General features: G+C 63.3%; 12 protein-coding genes. 5 read left to right on the forward strand and 7 right to left on the reverse strand.

All coding sequences use genetic code 11. The features are described 5' to 3' along the window. Positions 1-8: 8 nt before the first annotated feature. The gene (gene urtB / locus RX329_RS41125; RefSeq protein WP_018455942.1) at positions 9-935 is read right to left on the reverse strand and encodes an urea ABC transporter permease subunit UrtB; all 927 of its coding nucleotides are present in this window, start codon (positions 933-935) and stop codon (positions 9-11) included. A 148-nt stretch (positions 936-1,083) separates the two neighbouring features. Further along, entirely contained in the window at positions 1,084-2,343 is a 1,260-nt protein-coding gene (gene urtA / locus RX329_RS41130) for an urea ABC transporter substrate-binding protein (protein ID WP_018455941.1), read from the reverse strand. Between the two features lie 175 nt (positions 2,344-2,518). On the opposite strand from urtA, the gene RX329_RS41135 reads away from it, so the two are divergent. Together RX329_RS41135 and RX329_RS41140 are read left to right on the forward strand one after the other, a co-directional pair. Further along, positions 2,519-5,890: an ATP-binding protein gene (locus RX329_RS41135; protein ID WP_317246492.1), complete on the forward strand. Its 3,372-nt coding sequence runs from the start codon at positions 2,519-2,521 to the stop codon at positions 5,888-5,890. Next, a complete protein-coding gene (locus RX329_RS41140) occupies positions 5,874-6,803 on the forward strand; it encodes a response regulator (RefSeq protein ID WP_007598081.1) in 930 nt (309 codons plus the stop codon). The genes RX329_RS41135 and RX329_RS41140 overlap by 17 nt, the downstream gene beginning before the upstream one ends. Before the next feature lie 213 nt (positions 6,804-7,016). Here RX329_RS41140 and RX329_RS41145 read toward each other — a convergent pair whose 3' ends face one another. Further along, entirely contained in the window at positions 7,017-8,519 is a 1,503-nt protein-coding gene (locus tag RX329_RS41145) for a flavin-containing monooxygenase (RefSeq protein WP_085385568.1), read from the reverse strand. A gap of 125 nt (positions 8,520-8,644) precedes the next feature. Further along, a complete protein-coding gene (locus RX329_RS41150; protein WP_085349790.1) occupies positions 8,645-9,403 on the reverse strand; it encodes a S1 family peptidase in 759 nt (252 codons plus the stop codon). A 111-nt stretch (positions 9,404-9,514) separates the two neighbouring features. Here RX329_RS41150 and RX329_RS41155 point away from each other — a divergent pair, with 111 nt between their 5' ends. Then, entirely contained in the window at positions 9,515-10,150 is a 636-nt protein-coding gene (locus tag RX329_RS41155) for an HAD-IA family hydrolase (protein WP_085385513.1), read from the forward strand. A 41-nt stretch (positions 10,151-10,191) separates the two neighbouring features. Here RX329_RS41155 and mtnA read toward each other — a convergent pair whose 3' ends face one another. The 3 genes from mtnA to RX329_RS41170 form a co-directional block, all read right to left on the reverse strand. Next, positions 10,192-11,301: an S-methyl-5-thioribose-1-phosphate isomerase gene (mtnA, locus tag RX329_RS41160; RefSeq protein ID WP_018455935.1), complete on the reverse strand. Its 1,110-nt coding sequence runs from the start codon at positions 11,299-11,301 to the stop codon at positions 10,192-10,194. A gap of 18 nt (positions 11,302-11,319) precedes the next feature. Then, positions 11,320-12,195 carry an S-methyl-5'-thioadenosine phosphorylase gene (locus RX329_RS41165; protein WP_018455934.1) on the reverse strand — a complete coding sequence of 292 codons (876 nt, stop codon included), beginning with the start codon at positions 12,193-12,195 and terminating at the stop codon, positions 11,320-11,322. Between the two features lie 124 nt (positions 12,196-12,319). Beyond that, positions 12,320-12,592 carry a phosphopantetheine-binding protein gene (locus tag RX329_RS41170; RefSeq protein ID WP_018455933.1) on the reverse strand — a complete coding sequence of 91 codons (273 nt, stop codon included), beginning with the start codon at positions 12,590-12,592 and terminating at the stop codon, positions 12,320-12,322. Between the two features lie 358 nt (positions 12,593-12,950). Here RX329_RS41170 and RX329_RS41175 point away from each other — a divergent pair, with 358 nt between their 5' ends. Both RX329_RS41175 and RX329_RS41180 read left to right on the forward strand, forming a co-directional pair. Beyond that, the gene (locus tag RX329_RS41175) at positions 12,951-14,168 is read left to right on the forward strand and encodes an acyl-CoA dehydrogenase family protein (protein WP_085349789.1); all 1,218 of its coding nucleotides are present in this window, start codon (positions 12,951-12,953) and stop codon (positions 14,166-14,168) included. Positions 14,169-14,231: 63 nt separating this feature from the next. After that, a complete protein-coding gene (locus RX329_RS41180; protein ID WP_085349788.1) occupies positions 14,232-15,212 on the forward strand; it encodes an amino acid--[acyl-carrier-protein] ligase in 981 nt (326 codons plus the stop codon). Positions 15,213-15,229 lie beyond the last annotated feature (17 nt).

Below are 15,229 nucleotides of genomic sequence, written 5' to 3' on the forward strand. Positions count from 1 at the left end.
GCTTCTTGTTATTTGCGGACCTTGAGGGCGAAGAGACCCTGCGGCCGCAGCATCAGGATTCCGACAACGGCAAGCAGCGTCAGCACCTTAGCCATCGAGCCCGACAGGAAGAACTCGAGGGTGGATTGGGTCTGCGAGATTGAGAAGGCCGATGCGATGGTGCCGAGCAGGCTTGCCGCGCCGCCGAACACGACCACCAGGAACGTATCGACGATGTAGAGCTGTCCGGAGGTCGGCCCGGTCGAGCCGATCATGGTGAAGGCGCTCCCAGCGACACCGGCAATGCCGCAGCCGAGGCCGAAAGTGTAGCGATCCACCTTTTCGGTGTTGATGCCGACGGCACCGGCCATGATGCGGTTCTGCACGACGGCGCGCACCTGTCGACCCCAGCGCGATTTGTACATCACGTAGGCGACGCCGACAGTGATCAGGACGGTGAGGCACATCACGAAGACGCCGTTGATCGGCACTTCGATGCTGTCGGTCACGTGCAGCGAGCCGAGCATCCATTGCGGCAGCTCGACGCCGACCTCGCGCGCGCCGAACACGGAGCGATAGGCCTGTTGCAGGATCAGGCTGAGGCCCCAAGTCGCGAGCAGCGTGTCGAGCGGGCGCTTGTAGAGATGCCGTATCAGCACCCATTCCACCAGCATCCCCAACGCACCGGATGCGACAAAGGCCAGGATCATCGCGAGGAAGAAATAGCCGCTGAACAGGCTCGGCAAATAGGATTGGAAGAAGCTCGAGGTCATCCAGGTGACGTAGGCCCCAAGGATCATGAACTCGCCATGGGCCATGTTGATGACGCCCATCTGGCCGAAGATGATCGCAAGACCCAGCGCCATCAGGACGTAGACGGAGAACAGGATCAGTCCTGCAAAGCCCTGCATGACGAAGATGGAGCCAAGGTCACCAAGCGAGTAGTCGCCGAACATCGATGTCCTCCGTCGGGAAAGGGTCCCGCGTCGCGAGCAGGTTCGCGACGCGGGGGTCTTCGGCGTGGATTTGCGGTCCACGCCAGGGAGAGGTTTTGCCTGAGAGGGAAACGGCGACGAACGCCGTGACTAACTGATAGATCTCGTCTTACTGGTAGCCCTTGGGGAACGGATCCGGCTCGACCAGATCGGCGGTCTCGTAGATCAGTTCGAACTGGCCATCGAGCTTGGCGCGTCCCACCCGGGTCTTCGACCAGAGGTGATGATTTTCGTGGATGCGCACATAACCTTCCGGAGCGCCCTTGAACTCGATGCCCGGCGACGCCGCGGCGATCTTGTCGATGTCGAAGGAGCCCGCCTTCTCCACCGTCAACTTCCACAACCACGGTCCGAGATAGGCAGCCTGGGTGACGTCTCCGATCACGGTCTTCTCGCCCCACATCTTCTTGAACGCAGGAACGAAGGTCTTGTTGTTCGGATTGTCGAGCGACTGGAAGTACTTCATGCAGGCATAGGCGCCCGCGATGTTCTCGCCGCCAATGCCGTCGATCTCGTCTTCGGTCACCGAGATCGTGAGCAGCGCCTGCTTGGAGAGGTCGATGCCGGCCGCCTTGAGCTGCTTGTAGAACGCGACGTTCGAGCCGCCGACGACGTCGGTGAAGATCACGTCGGGCTTGGTCAGCTTGATCTTGTTGATGACCGAATTGAACTGCGTATTGCCGAGCGGATAATACTCTTCGCCGACCACCTTGCCCTTCAGCACGTTCTCGACATGCTTGCGCGCAATCTTGTTCGAGGTGCGCGGCCAGATGTAGTCGGAGCCGATGAAGAAGAACGACTTGGCGCCCTTCTCCTTGGCGATCCAGTTCAGGCCGGCGAGGATCTGCTGAGTGGCTTCCTGACCTGTGTAGATCACGTTCTTGGACTGCTCGAGACCTTCGTAGAAGGTCGGGTAATAGAGCATGCCGTTGTACTGCTCCATGACGGGCAGCACGGCCTTGCGGGACGCCGAGGTCCAGCAGCCCATGATCGCCGCGACCTTGTCGTTGACCAGCAGCTTCTTGGCCTTCTCGGCAAAGGTCGGCCAGTCGCTGGCGCCGTCTTCCTGGATGAACTTGATCTTGCGACCGAGCACGCCGCCCATGGCATTGATCTGCTCGATGGCAAGCTTTTCGGCTTCGATCGAGCCGGTCTCGGAGATGGCCATGGTGCCGGTCGCCGAATGCAGGATGCCGACCGTCACCTCGGTGTCGGTGACCGCGAGACCCGTGGTGTTGACTGCCGAGGTCGCTGGGGCCTGCGCAAAAGATGCTCGCGGTAGCATGGTGATGGCCGGCACGGCCGCCATTCCCATCAATAATTTGCGCCGGAGCGGCGATAACAGGCCCTTGTTCGCTTCGTCTGACATGAGCACCCCACTGTTGTTCGAGGACACGCGATTGGTGCCGTGAGGATGGCTCGAATTTGTGCACTGCAAGCATACGCAAGATCGCGTATACTGCACCGCAAAATGACGACGTAGGCTTTTGGTACGGATTTTGCGAGGGGGTCCGGCGCGTTCGGGAGTAGGAGTGGGGGCTGAAGTGGCAGGGCGGCAGCGAATAGATCGCGTCAGGCGCCAGTACAACCAATGGGTCGCCAACCAGACGCTGGAAGACTACGCGCTGCGCTTCACCGCCAAGAGCGCGCGCCGGTGGTCCGCTGCCCGCGTCGCCAACACTGCCCTGGGCGCCATCTCCTTTCTCGCGCTTGAGGCGATCGGCGGCACCATCACCCTGAATTACGGGGTTACCAACGCCACCGCCGCGATCCTCGTCGTCTCCATCATCATCTTCTGCTGCGGCGTCCCGATTGCCTATTATGCCGCCAAATGCGGCATCGACATTGACCTGCTCACCCGCGGCGCCGGCTTCGGTTATATCGGCTCGACCGTCACGTCGCTGATCTACGCCTCCTTCACCTTCATCTTCTTCGCGATCGAAGCGGTGATCCTGGCCACGGCGCTCGAGATGTGCTTCGGCATTCCGCGCCCGATCGGCTATCTCATCAGCGCGGTCGCGATCATCCCGCTTGTCACCTACGGCATCACGCTGATCAGCCGCTTCCAGCTCTGGACGCAGCCGATCTGGATCATCCTGCACATCCTGCCCTTCGCGGCGATCGCCTGGGCCAACCCTTACTCGTTCACGGAATGGCGCAAATTCGCCGGCGAGCACGGCGACCCCAGCGGACATTTCGATCTACTGCTGTTCGGCGTAGCATCCTCCGTGGTGTTTTCGCTGGTGGCTCAGATCGGCGAGCAGGTCGACTTCCTCAGGTTTCTGCCGCGCGACCGCCGCACCTCGCGAACGTCGTGGTGGGCCGCCCTGCTGATCGCGGGGCCCGGCTGGATCATCTTCGGCGCGCTGAAATTGCTGCTGGGCTCGTTTCTCGCCTTCTTCGCGCTGAGCCACGGCCTCTCCAGCGAACTGGCGGCCGAGCCTGCGCACATGTATCTCGAGGCGTTTCGCTACGTGTTGTCGCAGCCGGACATGGCTCTGGCACTCACCGGCGCGTTCGTGATCCTGTCGCAGCTCAAGATCAACGTCACCAACGCCTATGCAGGCTCGATCGCCTGGTCGAACTTCTTCTCGCGTCTCACTCATAGCCATCCGGGCCGGGTCGTCTGGCTGGTGTTCAACGTGATGGTGGCCTTGCTGCTGATGGAGATCGGCGTCTACAAGGCGCTGGAGCAGACGCTCGCGCTCTACTCCAATGTCGCGATCGCCTGGGTCGGTGCGCTGGTCTCTGATCTCGTGGTCAACAAGCCCCTCGGCCTGCGCCCGCCGCAGATGGAGTTCAAGCGCGCCCATCTCTACGACATCAACCCGGTCGGCGTCGGCGCGATGACGATCGCGACCATCGTCTCGATCGCGGCATTCTACGGCCTGTTCGGCTCGACCATGAAAGCGCTCGCGGCCTTCGTCGCGCTGACGGTCGCCTTCGTCACCGCGCCCGTCATCGCCTGGCTCACCGACGGAAAATATTACATCGCGCGCAAGCCGAAGAGGAGTTGGGCCAACATCGAATCGATCCAGTGCTGCATCTGCGAGCACCATTTCGAGCCGGAGGACATGACCTCCTGTCCTGCCTATGCCGGCCCGATCTGCTCGCTATGCTGCTCGCTCGATGCGCGCTGCCACGATTTGTGCAAACCGCATGCGCGCGCGCAGGTGCAGTTCGCCGACGCACTCGCCAGGATCTTGCCGCAGGCGATCTATCAGCGGATCAACTCGCAGTTCGGCCACTACATCGGTGTGTTCGTGGTCTCCGCGGGCCTCGTCGCGCTGGTGCTGGGGCTGATTTACCTCCAGAGCTCGGTCAGCGTGCCTGGCGAGAACATGCTCGTCTCCAACGTGCTCTGGAAGGTGTTCTTCTCGCTCAGCATCATCATCGGCGTGGTGGCCTGGCTGTTCGTGCTGGCGCAGCAGAGCCGACGGGCCGCCGAGGCCGAGACCCGGCGCCAGACCACGCTGCTGATTCAGGAGATCGACGCCCACAAGCGCACCGATGCCGAGCTCCAGCGCGCCAAGGAAATCGCAGAATCCGCCAACCTCGCCAAGAGCCGCTACGTGGTGGGCCTGAGCCACGAGCTGCGCTCGCCGCTGAATGCGATCAGCGGCTATGCCCAACTCCTGGAGCAGGACACCACGCTCAACACCAAGCCGCGCGACCAGGTCCGCGTCGTCCGCCGCAGCGCCGATCACCTCTCCGGCCTGATCGACGGCATTCTGGACATCTCCAAGATCGAGGCGGGGCGGCTGTACCTGTCGCGCGACGAGGTGCGCCTGACCGAATTCCTCGACCAGCTCGTCGGCATGTTCCGCCTTCAGGCCGCGGCCAAGAGCATCGACTTCGTGTTCAGGCGGCCGGCGCATTTGCCGGTCGTGGTCTATGCCGACGAGAAGCGGCTGCGCCAGGTGCTGATCAATCTGCTGTCCAACGCGATCAAATTCACCCAGGTCGGCAGTGTGCAGTTCGTGGTGCACTATCGCAGCCCGGTCGCGGAGTTCGAGGTGATCGACACCGGCCCCGGCATCCAGGGCGACGATCTCGAGCGCATCTTCGCACCTTTCGAACGCGGCGCGCTCGGTGTCTCGCAGCCGCAGACCGGCACCGGGCTGGGCCTGACCATCAGCCGGCTGCTCGCCGGCGTCATGGGCGGCGACATCAAGGTCTTGAGCACGGTCGGCAGCGGCAGCACGTTCAAGGTCAAGATGCTGCTGTCGGAAGTCACCAATCCGCGGCGCATTGCGCCGGTGGAGGCCCCGATCTCCGGCTATCACGGCGCGCGCAAGACCATCCTCATCACCGACGACGATCCCGTGCATCGCGACCTCCTGCGCGAGGTGTTGACCCCACTCGGCTTCATCCTGCTCAGCGCGCCCGACGGGCCTGGCTGCCTGGCGCTAGCCCAGCACTGCCGGCCTGATCTGTTCCTGCTCGATATCTCCATGCCTGGCATGGACGGCTGGACGGTGGCGGAGACGCTGCGCGCGAACGGCCACCATCAGGCGCGCATCCTGATGGTGTCTGCTAGCGCGCTCGAGGCGCACGGCACACCGCTGGCACAGCCTTTCCACGACGGCTACCTGATGAAGCCGATCGATATTCCCAGGCTTTTGGAAAGCATCCGCCAGCTTCTCAAAGTCGAATGGCAATACGGCTCGGAGGAGATCGCGGTGCCGCTGTGGCGGCCGGAGAGCGGCTCGCGGCCGCCTGTACGACACATCGAGGCTCTGATCGGGCTCGGTCAGATCGGCTACGTCAAGGCTATCCAGTTGAAGCTGGACGAGATCGGCAGTGAGCACCCTGAACATGCCGACTTCGTCGCGGAAATGCGGTCGCTGGTCGACCGCTTCGATCTCGACCAGTACATGGCCACATTGAAGACGTTGCATGCGTATGAGCACTGAGTCGAAAAAGCGCGACGTCGCGCTCGTTGTCGACGACTCCCCGGAGACGCTGCGGCTGCTCACCGACGCGCTTGACAGCGCCGGGATGACGGTGATGGTGGCACTCGACGGCGCGGCCGCGATGCGTATCGTCGACCAGATCACGCCCGACATCGTGCTGCTCGACGCGGTGATGCCGGGCATGGACGGGTTCGAGACCTGCCGCCGCCTCAAGCGCGATGCGGGCCTTGCCAATGTCCCGGTGATATTCATGACGGGGCTCGCCGAGACCGAGCACATTGTGCGCGGGCTGGAGGCCGGCGGCGTCGACTACGTGACCAAGCCGATCGTGATCGAGGAGATGCTGGCGCGGATCCGCGTTCATCTCGGCAATGCGCGGCTGACGCAAAGCGCGCGCGCCGCGCTCGATGTCTCCGGCCGATTCCTGTTCGCGGTCAACCGCCAGGGCAAATTGTTGTGGGCGACCCCGCAGGCGCAGAAGCTGCTGGCGGACCACCACGGCGCGCAGGCCGACGACGATTTCGTCCTGCCGGTATCATTGCTGCAATGGCTGGAGCAGGCGAAGGGCAAGGGCAGCTCGAAATCTCAGGCGGCTTCCCTGCCCGACAATCCTCAACTCCGGTTGTACTACATGGGCGAGACCGCACCGAACGAGTTCCTGCTGCGGCTCTCCAGGGAATCCGGCACCGCGCCGCCACCCGAGTTCACCAGCGAGCTCGGCCTCACTACCCGCGAAGGCGAGGTGCTGGCCTGGCTCAGCAAGGGCAAGACCAACCGCGACATCGCGCAGATTTTGGGCTTGAGCCCGCGCACGGTCGACAAGCATCTCGAGCAGATCTACTCCAAGCTTGGAGTCGAGAACCGGACCGCGGCTGCGGCGATTGCAACGAATGCGACAAGAAGGAATTCGTAGTCTTGCTCCGAGTGAGTTGGGATGTGACTCAGCACACCGTGTCGTCCCGGCGAAGGCCGGGACCCATAACCCCAGGGAGTGATTTGGCGAAGACTAGTCGTTCGGACTAGCACCGTCCGCAATCGATAGGCCTCGCTGTATGGGTCCCGGCCCCCGTGCGCAATTGCGCACTAGGCCGGGACGACGTTGCAATGCTTGGTTAGCGCCTAGTCCTCACCCGTACACAAACTCCCCGCCATCCAGATTCGTCTTCGGGATCTCGTCCTTTTCGGTCCAGTAATCCTGGCTGTGCTGCCATTCCGGCTTGTCGCCGCGCTTGGGCAGCAAGTCCATGTTGCGCATCATATAGCCGGGATTGAAGTTTTCCGGATCGATCCAGGGCAGGATCGGCATGTTGTGGTCTTCGGCTCGCAACTTGACCTCGACCTTCTTCGCACCTTTGGCCTTCATGTGACCGAGCAGGCGGCAGACGAAGTCGGCGACGAGGTCGACGCGCAGCGTCCAGCTGGCGCGGAAATAGCCGAACACCCAGACCATGTTCGGCACGCCCGTGAACATCATGCCGCGATAGGTGACGGTGTCGCCGAAGGCGAGCGGCTTGCCGTCGACCTCGAAGGCGATGTCGCCGAGCGCCGCGAGATTGAAGCCGGTTGCGGTGATGATGACGTCGGCCTCGAGCAGCTTGCCGGATTTGAGCTGGATGCCGTTCTCGACGAAGCACTCGATCTCGTCGGTGACGACGGACGCCTTGCCGCTGGCGATGCCCTTGAACAGATCGGCATCGGGCACGAAGGCGATGCGCTGCCGCCACGGCCGGTAGCTCGGCGTGAAATGCGTGTCGACATCGTACTCCGGACCGAGCACTGCGCTGATCTGCCCGATCAGCTCCTTTTTCACCTGCTCGGGTTTTGACAAGCAAAGCTTGGTGAACGCGTCCTGCTCGAACAGGATCTTGCGGCGAACGATCTCGTGGATCCAGGCCTCGTCGACCTGCAGCCGGCGCAGCTCCTCCGCGATCTCGATGGCGTTGCGGCCGAGACGGAAATAGGTCGGCGAACGCTGCAGCATCGTGACATGCGCGCATTTGTCGGCAATGTTCGGCACCAGCGTCGCCGCCGTCGCGCCGGAGCCGATCACGACGACTTTCTTGTTCGCGAGGTCGATATCATCAGGCCAGGTCTGCGGATGAACGATGCGGCCCTTGAAGCGATCGGTACCTTTCCATTCCGGCGTATAGCCTTCCGAATGGCGGTAATAGCCCTGGCACATCCAGAGGAAGTTCGCAGTGAATGTTTTCGCTTCGCCGGTGTCGGTCGTCACCGCCTCGATAGTCCAGAGGTTTTGCTCGCTCGACCAGCTCGCCGAATTGATCTTGTGCTTGTAGCGGATATGCCGCGCGATATCGTTTTCGTCGATCACCTCGTTCATGTAGGCGAGGATTTCCTCGGCGGTCGCGATCGGCGGCCCGACCCAGGGCTTGAAGCTATAACCGAAGGTGTGGAGATCGCTGTCGGAGCGGATGCCGGGATAGCGATGCGTGGTCCACGTGCCGCCGAACGTCGCCTGCGTTTCCAGGATGACGAAGCTCGCACCCGGAAGCTGCTTGGTCATGTGATAGGCGCTGCCGATGCCCGAGATGCCGGCGCCGACGATCAGCACGTCGAAATGTTCAGAAGCCTGTTTGGCCGTGGCGTGACTGCGAACAGCGACATTCATTGTTGCTTCTATGCCTTGCTTGTTTTTGTGGCCGCCCTTGGTTGGGCGGCGCGTTTCCTCCGCGACGGACATGGTCGCCCATCGCGCTTCCGCTTCAAGATGACATAGATCGGGTCGCGGTCAAATCACAGCGCCGCACCCCAGCTCCGCGCGGTCTGCAAGATCCAGTCGCGATAGAGCGTGAGCGGCGTAACACCGGTCAGCCCGCCGCAGCCGGCGGCTCCGTTCGGCCCCGTGGACCAGCTGATGACGCCGACGAGCACGGATCCGGTCGGCTTGTCCTCGAATACGGGACCGCCGGAATCGCCGGTGCAGGCGCCAATTCCGTCGCGAACACCGTTGGTTACGGGGTCGACCAGCCGGATCTGGAGCGTGCCGGGCTGACCCGTCGCGACGAGGCCGGCAACACGCGTCGCGCCGCCACTCTTGCCCTCGCCACGCACGGTGACGCCGATACCGGCGATGACGAAGCGGCTGCCGACTTGGATCGGAATATTCGGCGCGCCGACGGGCACCGTCGATTTTCCCTTGAGTGGAATTTCCAGCTGCAGCAGCGCCACGTCGGCGGTAGCGCGATGCGCTTGCATTGCCTGCATGTTGAAATTCGGATGGATCGCGACGGTGCGGACATTCAGCAGTTGCGGCTGCCCGTCGGTGCCGCGATCGACGATCTTGTAGTCCGCGCCGGGTTGCACGCAGTGGGCGACGGTAAGCACCAGCTTTGGCGCAACGAGGGTGCCGGTACAGAAATTGCCGCGCGAGCCGACGATCGTGACGACGGCGCGCGCGACGCCATCGGCCTGGGGCGTGCCGCCACCAACGATGGCATAAGCGGGCGTGGCGAGCGGCAGCGCGGTCGCAATGAGGGTTACGAGCTTCTTCATGGGAACACGCTTTGGTGTTGGCGTCGGTGACAGCATTAGGATGGCTTCGGACTGGCCCTTGCCGATAGCGCATGCTAGCGCTCTTGGAAAGGAATTGACGAGGGCGGGATCTTGACGATCGAGGCTGTGATCTTTGATTTTGGTGGCGTGCTGACGAGTTCGCCGTTTGAAGCGTTCACGCGGTTCGAGACAGAGCGTGGCCTGCCCATCGACATCATCCGGCGCACCAATGCCGCCAATCATCTGGAAAATGCCTGGGCCAAGTTCGAGCGCGCCGAGGTCGATATCGACACGTTCGACAGACTGTTCGCGACGGAATCGCTGGCGCTCGGCGCGGAGGTGCGCGGCTGCGACGTGCTGCCGCTGCTTCAGGGCGATCTGCGCCCCGAGATGGTCGAAGCGTTGAAGCGCATCAAGGCGCAATTCAAGACCGGCTGCATTACCAACAATCTGCCGGCCAATGCGATCGGCAGCATGACCGGGCGCTCACTCTATGTCGCCGAGGTGATGGTGCTGTTCGACCATGTCATCGAGTCCGCCAAAATCGGCCTGCGCAAGCCCGACCCGCGCATCTATCAGCTGATGGTCGAAACGCTGAAGGTCGATCCGAAGAATTGCGTCTATCTCGACGATCTCGGCGTCAATCTGAAGCCGGCACGCGAGATGGGCATGACGACGATCAAGGTCACCAGCGGCGCCCAGGCGATCGCCGGGCTCGAGGCCGCGACGGGATTGAAGCTGAGCTAGAGCGTCATTCTCCGTCATTGCGAGCTATCGCCGAGCCAGAACTACTCCGCCGCAGCTGCGATCCGCTCCGGAAACGCCGCGGCAAGTGAGGCGCGATCGGGCTTCAGCACGCCGCGCTCGGTGATGAGGCCGGTGATGAGCCGTGCCGGGGTCACGTCGAAGGCATAGTTCGCGACCGGCGAGCCCTCCGGCACGATGCGCACGGTCTCAAGCCTTCCGTCCGCGGTGCGGCCGGTCATGTCGGTGACTTCCGTGCCGCTGCGCTGCTCGATCGGGATGTCGCGGATGCCGTCATCAACGGCGAAATCGATCGTCGGCGACGGCAGCGCGACATAGAACGGCACATTATTGTCGTGAGCGGCGAGCGCCTTCAAATATGTGCCGATCTTGTTGCAGACATCGCCATTGGCGGCAACGCGATCGGTGCCGACGATGGCGAGATCGACCATGCCGTGCTGCATCAGATGCCCGCCGGTGTTGTCCGGAATCACCGTATGCGCCACGCCGTGATGGCCAAGCTCCCAGGCCGTGAGCGAGGCGCCCTGGTTGCGCGGCCGCGTCTCGTCGACCCAGACATGGATCTTGATGCCGCGCTCGTGCGCCAGATAGATCGGCGCCGTCGCCGTGCCCCAGTCGACGGTCGCAAGCCAGCCGGCATTGCAATGGGTCAGCACATTGACGGTCTCGCCCGGCTTCTTCCTTGCGACGATCGCCTCGATGAGTTTCAGGCCGTTGCCGGCGATGCCGCGGTTGATCTCGACGTCCTGCTCGACGATCTCGTCGGCGCGCGCATAGGCGGCCTCCGCGCGCTCCAGTGCATCGATCGGCGCGAGGCTCGCGCGCATCTCGTCCAGGGCCCATTTCAGATTGATCGCGGTCGGCCGCGCCACCACGAGCGTGTCGTAGGCGCGCTTCAGGCCGGCGTCGGAAGCGTCCTCGCGCATCGCCAGCGCCATGCCGTAAGCTGCGGTCGCGCCGATCAGTGGCGCACCGCGCACCAGCATGTCGCGGATGGCGAGGGCCGCGTCCTCGCATGAGGTCAGCTTCGCAACGATGAACTCATGCGGCAGCCGGCGCTGGTCGATCGCTCCGACCGACCAGCCGTCGCGCTCACGCCAGATGCTGCGGAAATGCTTGCCGTCGACCTTCATGGGATTCTGCCTTTCGTATCACGTTCGCAGGATGCGCCCGGCCACCGCGTCGAGCTTCTTCAAGAGCTCGGGATCGCGCGCCTCGGGCGCGGTGATCAGCGCGGTATCGAGCGCGCGGTCCGAGCCGATCGGGCACGGCTCATGCTCGCGCGGGAAGTCTTTCGCCAGCCGCGCCACCAGCGCTTTTGCCTTGTCGGCGTTCGAGCTCAGAACGCGGATGATGTCCTGCACGGTGACGGCGTCGTGATCAGGATGCCAGCAATCGAAATCCGTCACCATCGCGACGGTGGCGTAGCAAAGCTCCGCCTCACGCGCGAGTTTCGCCTCGGGCATGTTGGTCATGCCGATTACGGAATAGCCAAGCGTCTTGTAGGTCATGCTTTCCGCATAGGTCGAGAATTGCGGTCCCTCCATGCAGACATAGGTGCCGCCGCGCGCAAACGCGATGCCCTCGGCTTCGGCCGCCGTGGCAAGGTGGATGCGCAGCCGCGGCGAGACCGGGTGCGCCATCGACACATGCGCGACGCATCCCCTCCCGAAGAACGAGCTCTCGCGTTTGTGGGTACGATCGACGAACTGGTCGACGAGAACGAAGGTTCCCGGCGGCAGTTCCTCCCTGAACGAGCCGCAGGCCGACAGCGAGATCAGGTCTGTGACCCCTGCGCGCTTGAGGACGTCGATATTGGCGCGATAATTGATGTCGGAGGGCGACAGCCGGTGGCCCTTGTCGTGGCGCGGCAGGAACACGATCGGCAGGCCGGCAATCGAGCCGCGCCGCAGGGGTGCCGACGGTTCACCCCAGGGACTCCTGATCACCTCTTCGCGAGCGTCCTCCAGCCCCGGCAGATCGTAGATGCCGGAGCCGCCGATGATGCCCAATACCGCCTGCGTCATGCCTGCTCCACCCCGTTCGCGCCATCGCGATTCCGTGGAGAAGCTATGCCAGTTTTACGTCGGTTTTGGAACGGGTGATGGGGTCAAGAGGTGCCGTCAGGAGAACGCGCGCCAGCACTCCCGGCTATGCCGCGGCCGCCGACCGCAGCTGGGTCGCGACCATGCGCTCCAGCGTCTCGACGGACTGGAAGTTCTCCGGTGTGATCTCGACCTGGGGAATCGTGAAGTCGAATTCGGCTTCGACGCCGAGCATCAGATTGACCATGTCCATCGAGGTCAGGCCGACGTCGACGAGCTTGGCCTGCGGCGTGACCTCAGCGGAGAGCGAGTTCTGCGCGAGGATGCCCTTCACCAGCTTGATGATGCGATTGCGCAACTCGGTATCGAAAGCCTGCATCGGTAAATTCCCATCTGTCGACAAAGGTCGGACCGGTTGCCGGCTACGATGGGCACGGCGGGCCGATCCCGCAATGGACGCCACCATTACTTCGCGTTTCTTAGTAAACGATGACTCAGATTGTCTGGATTTCCGGCTTCTTACAGATCCCTAACGCGATCGCGGAAATCCGGACGAGGCAAACAACCCGAACTTAACTGTTCGTTCGGAATTGGGCTTTGTTTACCCTCTATTTCATCGACGAATTTGAATTAAATCCGTAGCCTCATCTCATAAGCAAAGATGGTCGAAGGAATCGCTCAAGCGGCATCGCGAATGATGCCAGCGATCCTGAACGGCAAACCGGAGGCGGACGAGTATGAACGTGCGTGAAGCAGTCCTCACTGTCGACGAGACGCAGACGAGCTTTCTCGAGCATGGTCCCTCTCTCATTGAGCGCGCCGCCCGCACCGCCACCGTGGCGGCTGCCGACGCAGACGGGGTCGATCGCGATGCCCGCTTCCCCCACAAGGCTTTCGAGGTTGCGCGTGAGCAGAAGCTGCTCGGCGTCATGATCCCGGCCGAGTTCGGCGGCTTCGGTGCCTCGATCCACGACGTCACCGACGTCTGCTACACGCTCGGACGCGCCTGCGCCTCCACGGCGATGATCTACGCCATGCACACCACGAAGGTCGCCTGCGTCGTCAGGCACGGCCACGGCATCCCCTGGATGGAAACCATGATGCGCCGGGTCGCACGCGACCAGTGGCTGCTCGCCTCCTCCACCACCGAAGGTCAGAACGGCGGCAACATCCGCGCTAGCGCCGCCGCCGTCGACGTCGCCGGCGACACTGTCTCGCTGCTGCGCGACGCCACCGTGATCTCCTACGGTGCCGAGGCCGACGGCCTCGTGACCATCGCCCGCCGCGCCACAGACGCTTCTGCGTCCGACCAGGTGCTGTTGGCGCTCGCCAGGGACGATTATTCGCTGAAGCGGACGCTGGGCTGGGAAACGCTCGGCATGCGCGGCACCTGCTCGACCGGTTTCGAGCTGAAGGTCGACTGCCCGACCGATCGCGTCTTCCCGGAATCCTACGACAAGATCCACGCCCAGACCATGACGCCGTTCGCGCATCTGTGCTGGTCCTCGGCCTGGGCTGGTATCGCTGCAGCCGCCGTCACCCGTGCGCAGGCCTTCGTCCGTAAGGCGGCCCGCACCTCAGGGGGCCAGATGCCCCCGGCAGCCGCACATTTCACCGCCGCCAAGATGTCGCTGGCCAAGCTGCGGGCGCTGATATCGGCCAATATCGACGCCTTTGCTCGCGCCGAGCACGATGAACGCGCGCTCGGCTCGCTCGACTTCCAGTCTTCGATCACGCTTCTGAAGGTGCAGGCCTCGGAGCTCGCGGTCGAGACCGTGATGCATGCGATGCGCACCGCAGGCCTTTCCGGCTACCGCAACGACGGCGAGTTCACGATGGGCCGCCACCTGCGCGACGTGCTGTCGTCGCCGATCATGATCAACAACGACCGCATTCTGGCCAATGCCGCGACGTCGACCCTGATGAGCGGCGTGCCGACAAGCCTTCGGGACTGACGAGCTTTCGAGACTGACGTGCCTTCGTTCAATAAGAACAATTTCAGATAGCAGGAAGCCGACATGAACATTGCTGTTCTCCCCAACTCGCCCGAGACCGTGCCGCAGATCGCGGATCCGCTGGATCATCTCGCCGGCAAGCTCTTTCATCCGATGGGCTCGGACGGCGTCTATGCCCGCACCGCTCTTTATGAAGGCATCGTCGAAAAGCTCGCCGCGCTGATCACGAGCCATCGCGAGGCCGGCACCGAGGTGATGCGCTTCCCGCCGGTGATGAGCCGGTCCCAGCTGGAAAAATCCGGCTACCTGAAGAGCTTTCCGAACCTGCTCGGCTGCGTCTGCGGCCTGCACGGCACCGAGCGCGAGATCAACGCCGCGGTAAGCCGCTTCGACGCCGGCGGTGACTGGACCAGCTCGCTCTCGCCGGCAGACCTCGTGCTGTCGCCGGCGGCCTGCTATCCCGTCTATCCGATCGCGGCGAGCCGCGGCCAGTTGCCGAAGGGTGGCCTGCGCTTCGACGTCGCCGCCGACTGCTTCCGCCGTGAACCGTCAAAACATCTCGACCGGCTGCAATCGTTCCGGATGCGGGAATATGTCTGCATCGGAAGCCCCGATGACGTGGCCGATTTTCGCGAGCGCTGGATGGTGCGCGCGCAGGCGATTGCGACCGATCTCGGTCTCACCTTCCGCGTCGACTATGCCAGCGATCCGTTCTTCGGCCGCGTCGGTCAGATGAAGGCCGTGAGCCAGAAGCAGCAGCAGCTCAAGTTCGAACTGCTGATCCCGCTGCGCTCGGAAGAGCAGCCGACCGCCTGCATGAGCTTCAATTATCACCGCGAGCATTTCGGCACGACGTGGGACATCAAGGACGCCAATGGCGAGCCGGCCCACACCGGCTGCGTCGCTTTCGGCATGGACCGGCTGGCGGTCGCCATGTTCCACACCCACGGCACCGACCCTTCCGCCTGGCCCGCCAAGGTGCGGGAGATCATGGTCCTGCAGCCGCAGATCGCGGCCGATGCCCACGGCGAAGGCGGGCGCTAACGGAACGAGGCCGGTCA

This window comes from Bradyrhizobium sp. BWC-3-1 (assembly GCF_032917965.1).
GTDB lineage: Bacteria > Pseudomonadota > Alphaproteobacteria > Rhizobiales > Xanthobacteraceae > Bradyrhizobium > Bradyrhizobium canariense_D.

Excerpts from the sequence above, each read along its gene's own strand:
- urtB (WP_018455942.1), bottom strand. The coding sequence starts at position 935 with ATGTTCGGCGACTACTCGCTTGGTGACCTTGGCTCCATCTTCGTCATG.
- urtA (WP_018455941.1), bottom strand. The coding sequence starts at position 2,343 with ATGTCAGACGAAGCGAACAAGGGCCTGTTATCGCCGCTCCGGCGCAAA.
- RX329_RS41140 (WP_007598081.1), top strand. The coding sequence starts at position 5,874 with ATGCGTATGAGCACTGAGTCGAAAAAGCGCGACGTCGCGCTCGTTGTC.
- RX329_RS41145 (WP_085385568.1), bottom strand. The coding sequence starts at position 8,519 with ATGAATGTCGCTGTTCGCAGTCACGCCACGGCCAAACAGGCTTCTGAA.
- RX329_RS41150 (WP_085349790.1), bottom strand. The coding sequence starts at position 9,403 with ATGAAGAAGCTCGTAACCCTCATTGCGACCGCGCTGCCGCTCGCCACG.
- mtnA (WP_018455935.1), bottom strand. The coding sequence starts at position 11,301 with ATGAAGGTCGACGGCAAGCATTTCCGCAGCATCTGGCGTGAGCGCGAC.
- RX329_RS41165 (WP_018455934.1), bottom strand. The coding sequence starts at position 12,195 with ATGACGCAGGCGGTATTGGGCATCATCGGCGGCTCCGGCATCTACGAT.
- RX329_RS41170 (WP_018455933.1), bottom strand. The coding sequence starts at position 12,592 with ATGCAGGCTTTCGATACCGAGTTGCGCAATCGCATCATCAAGCTGGTG.
- RX329_RS41175 (WP_085349789.1), top strand. The coding sequence starts at position 12,951 with ATGAACGTGCGTGAAGCAGTCCTCACTGTCGACGAGACGCAGACGAGC.
- RX329_RS41180 (WP_085349788.1), top strand. The coding sequence starts at position 14,232 with ATGAACATTGCTGTTCTCCCCAACTCGCCCGAGACCGTGCCGCAGATC.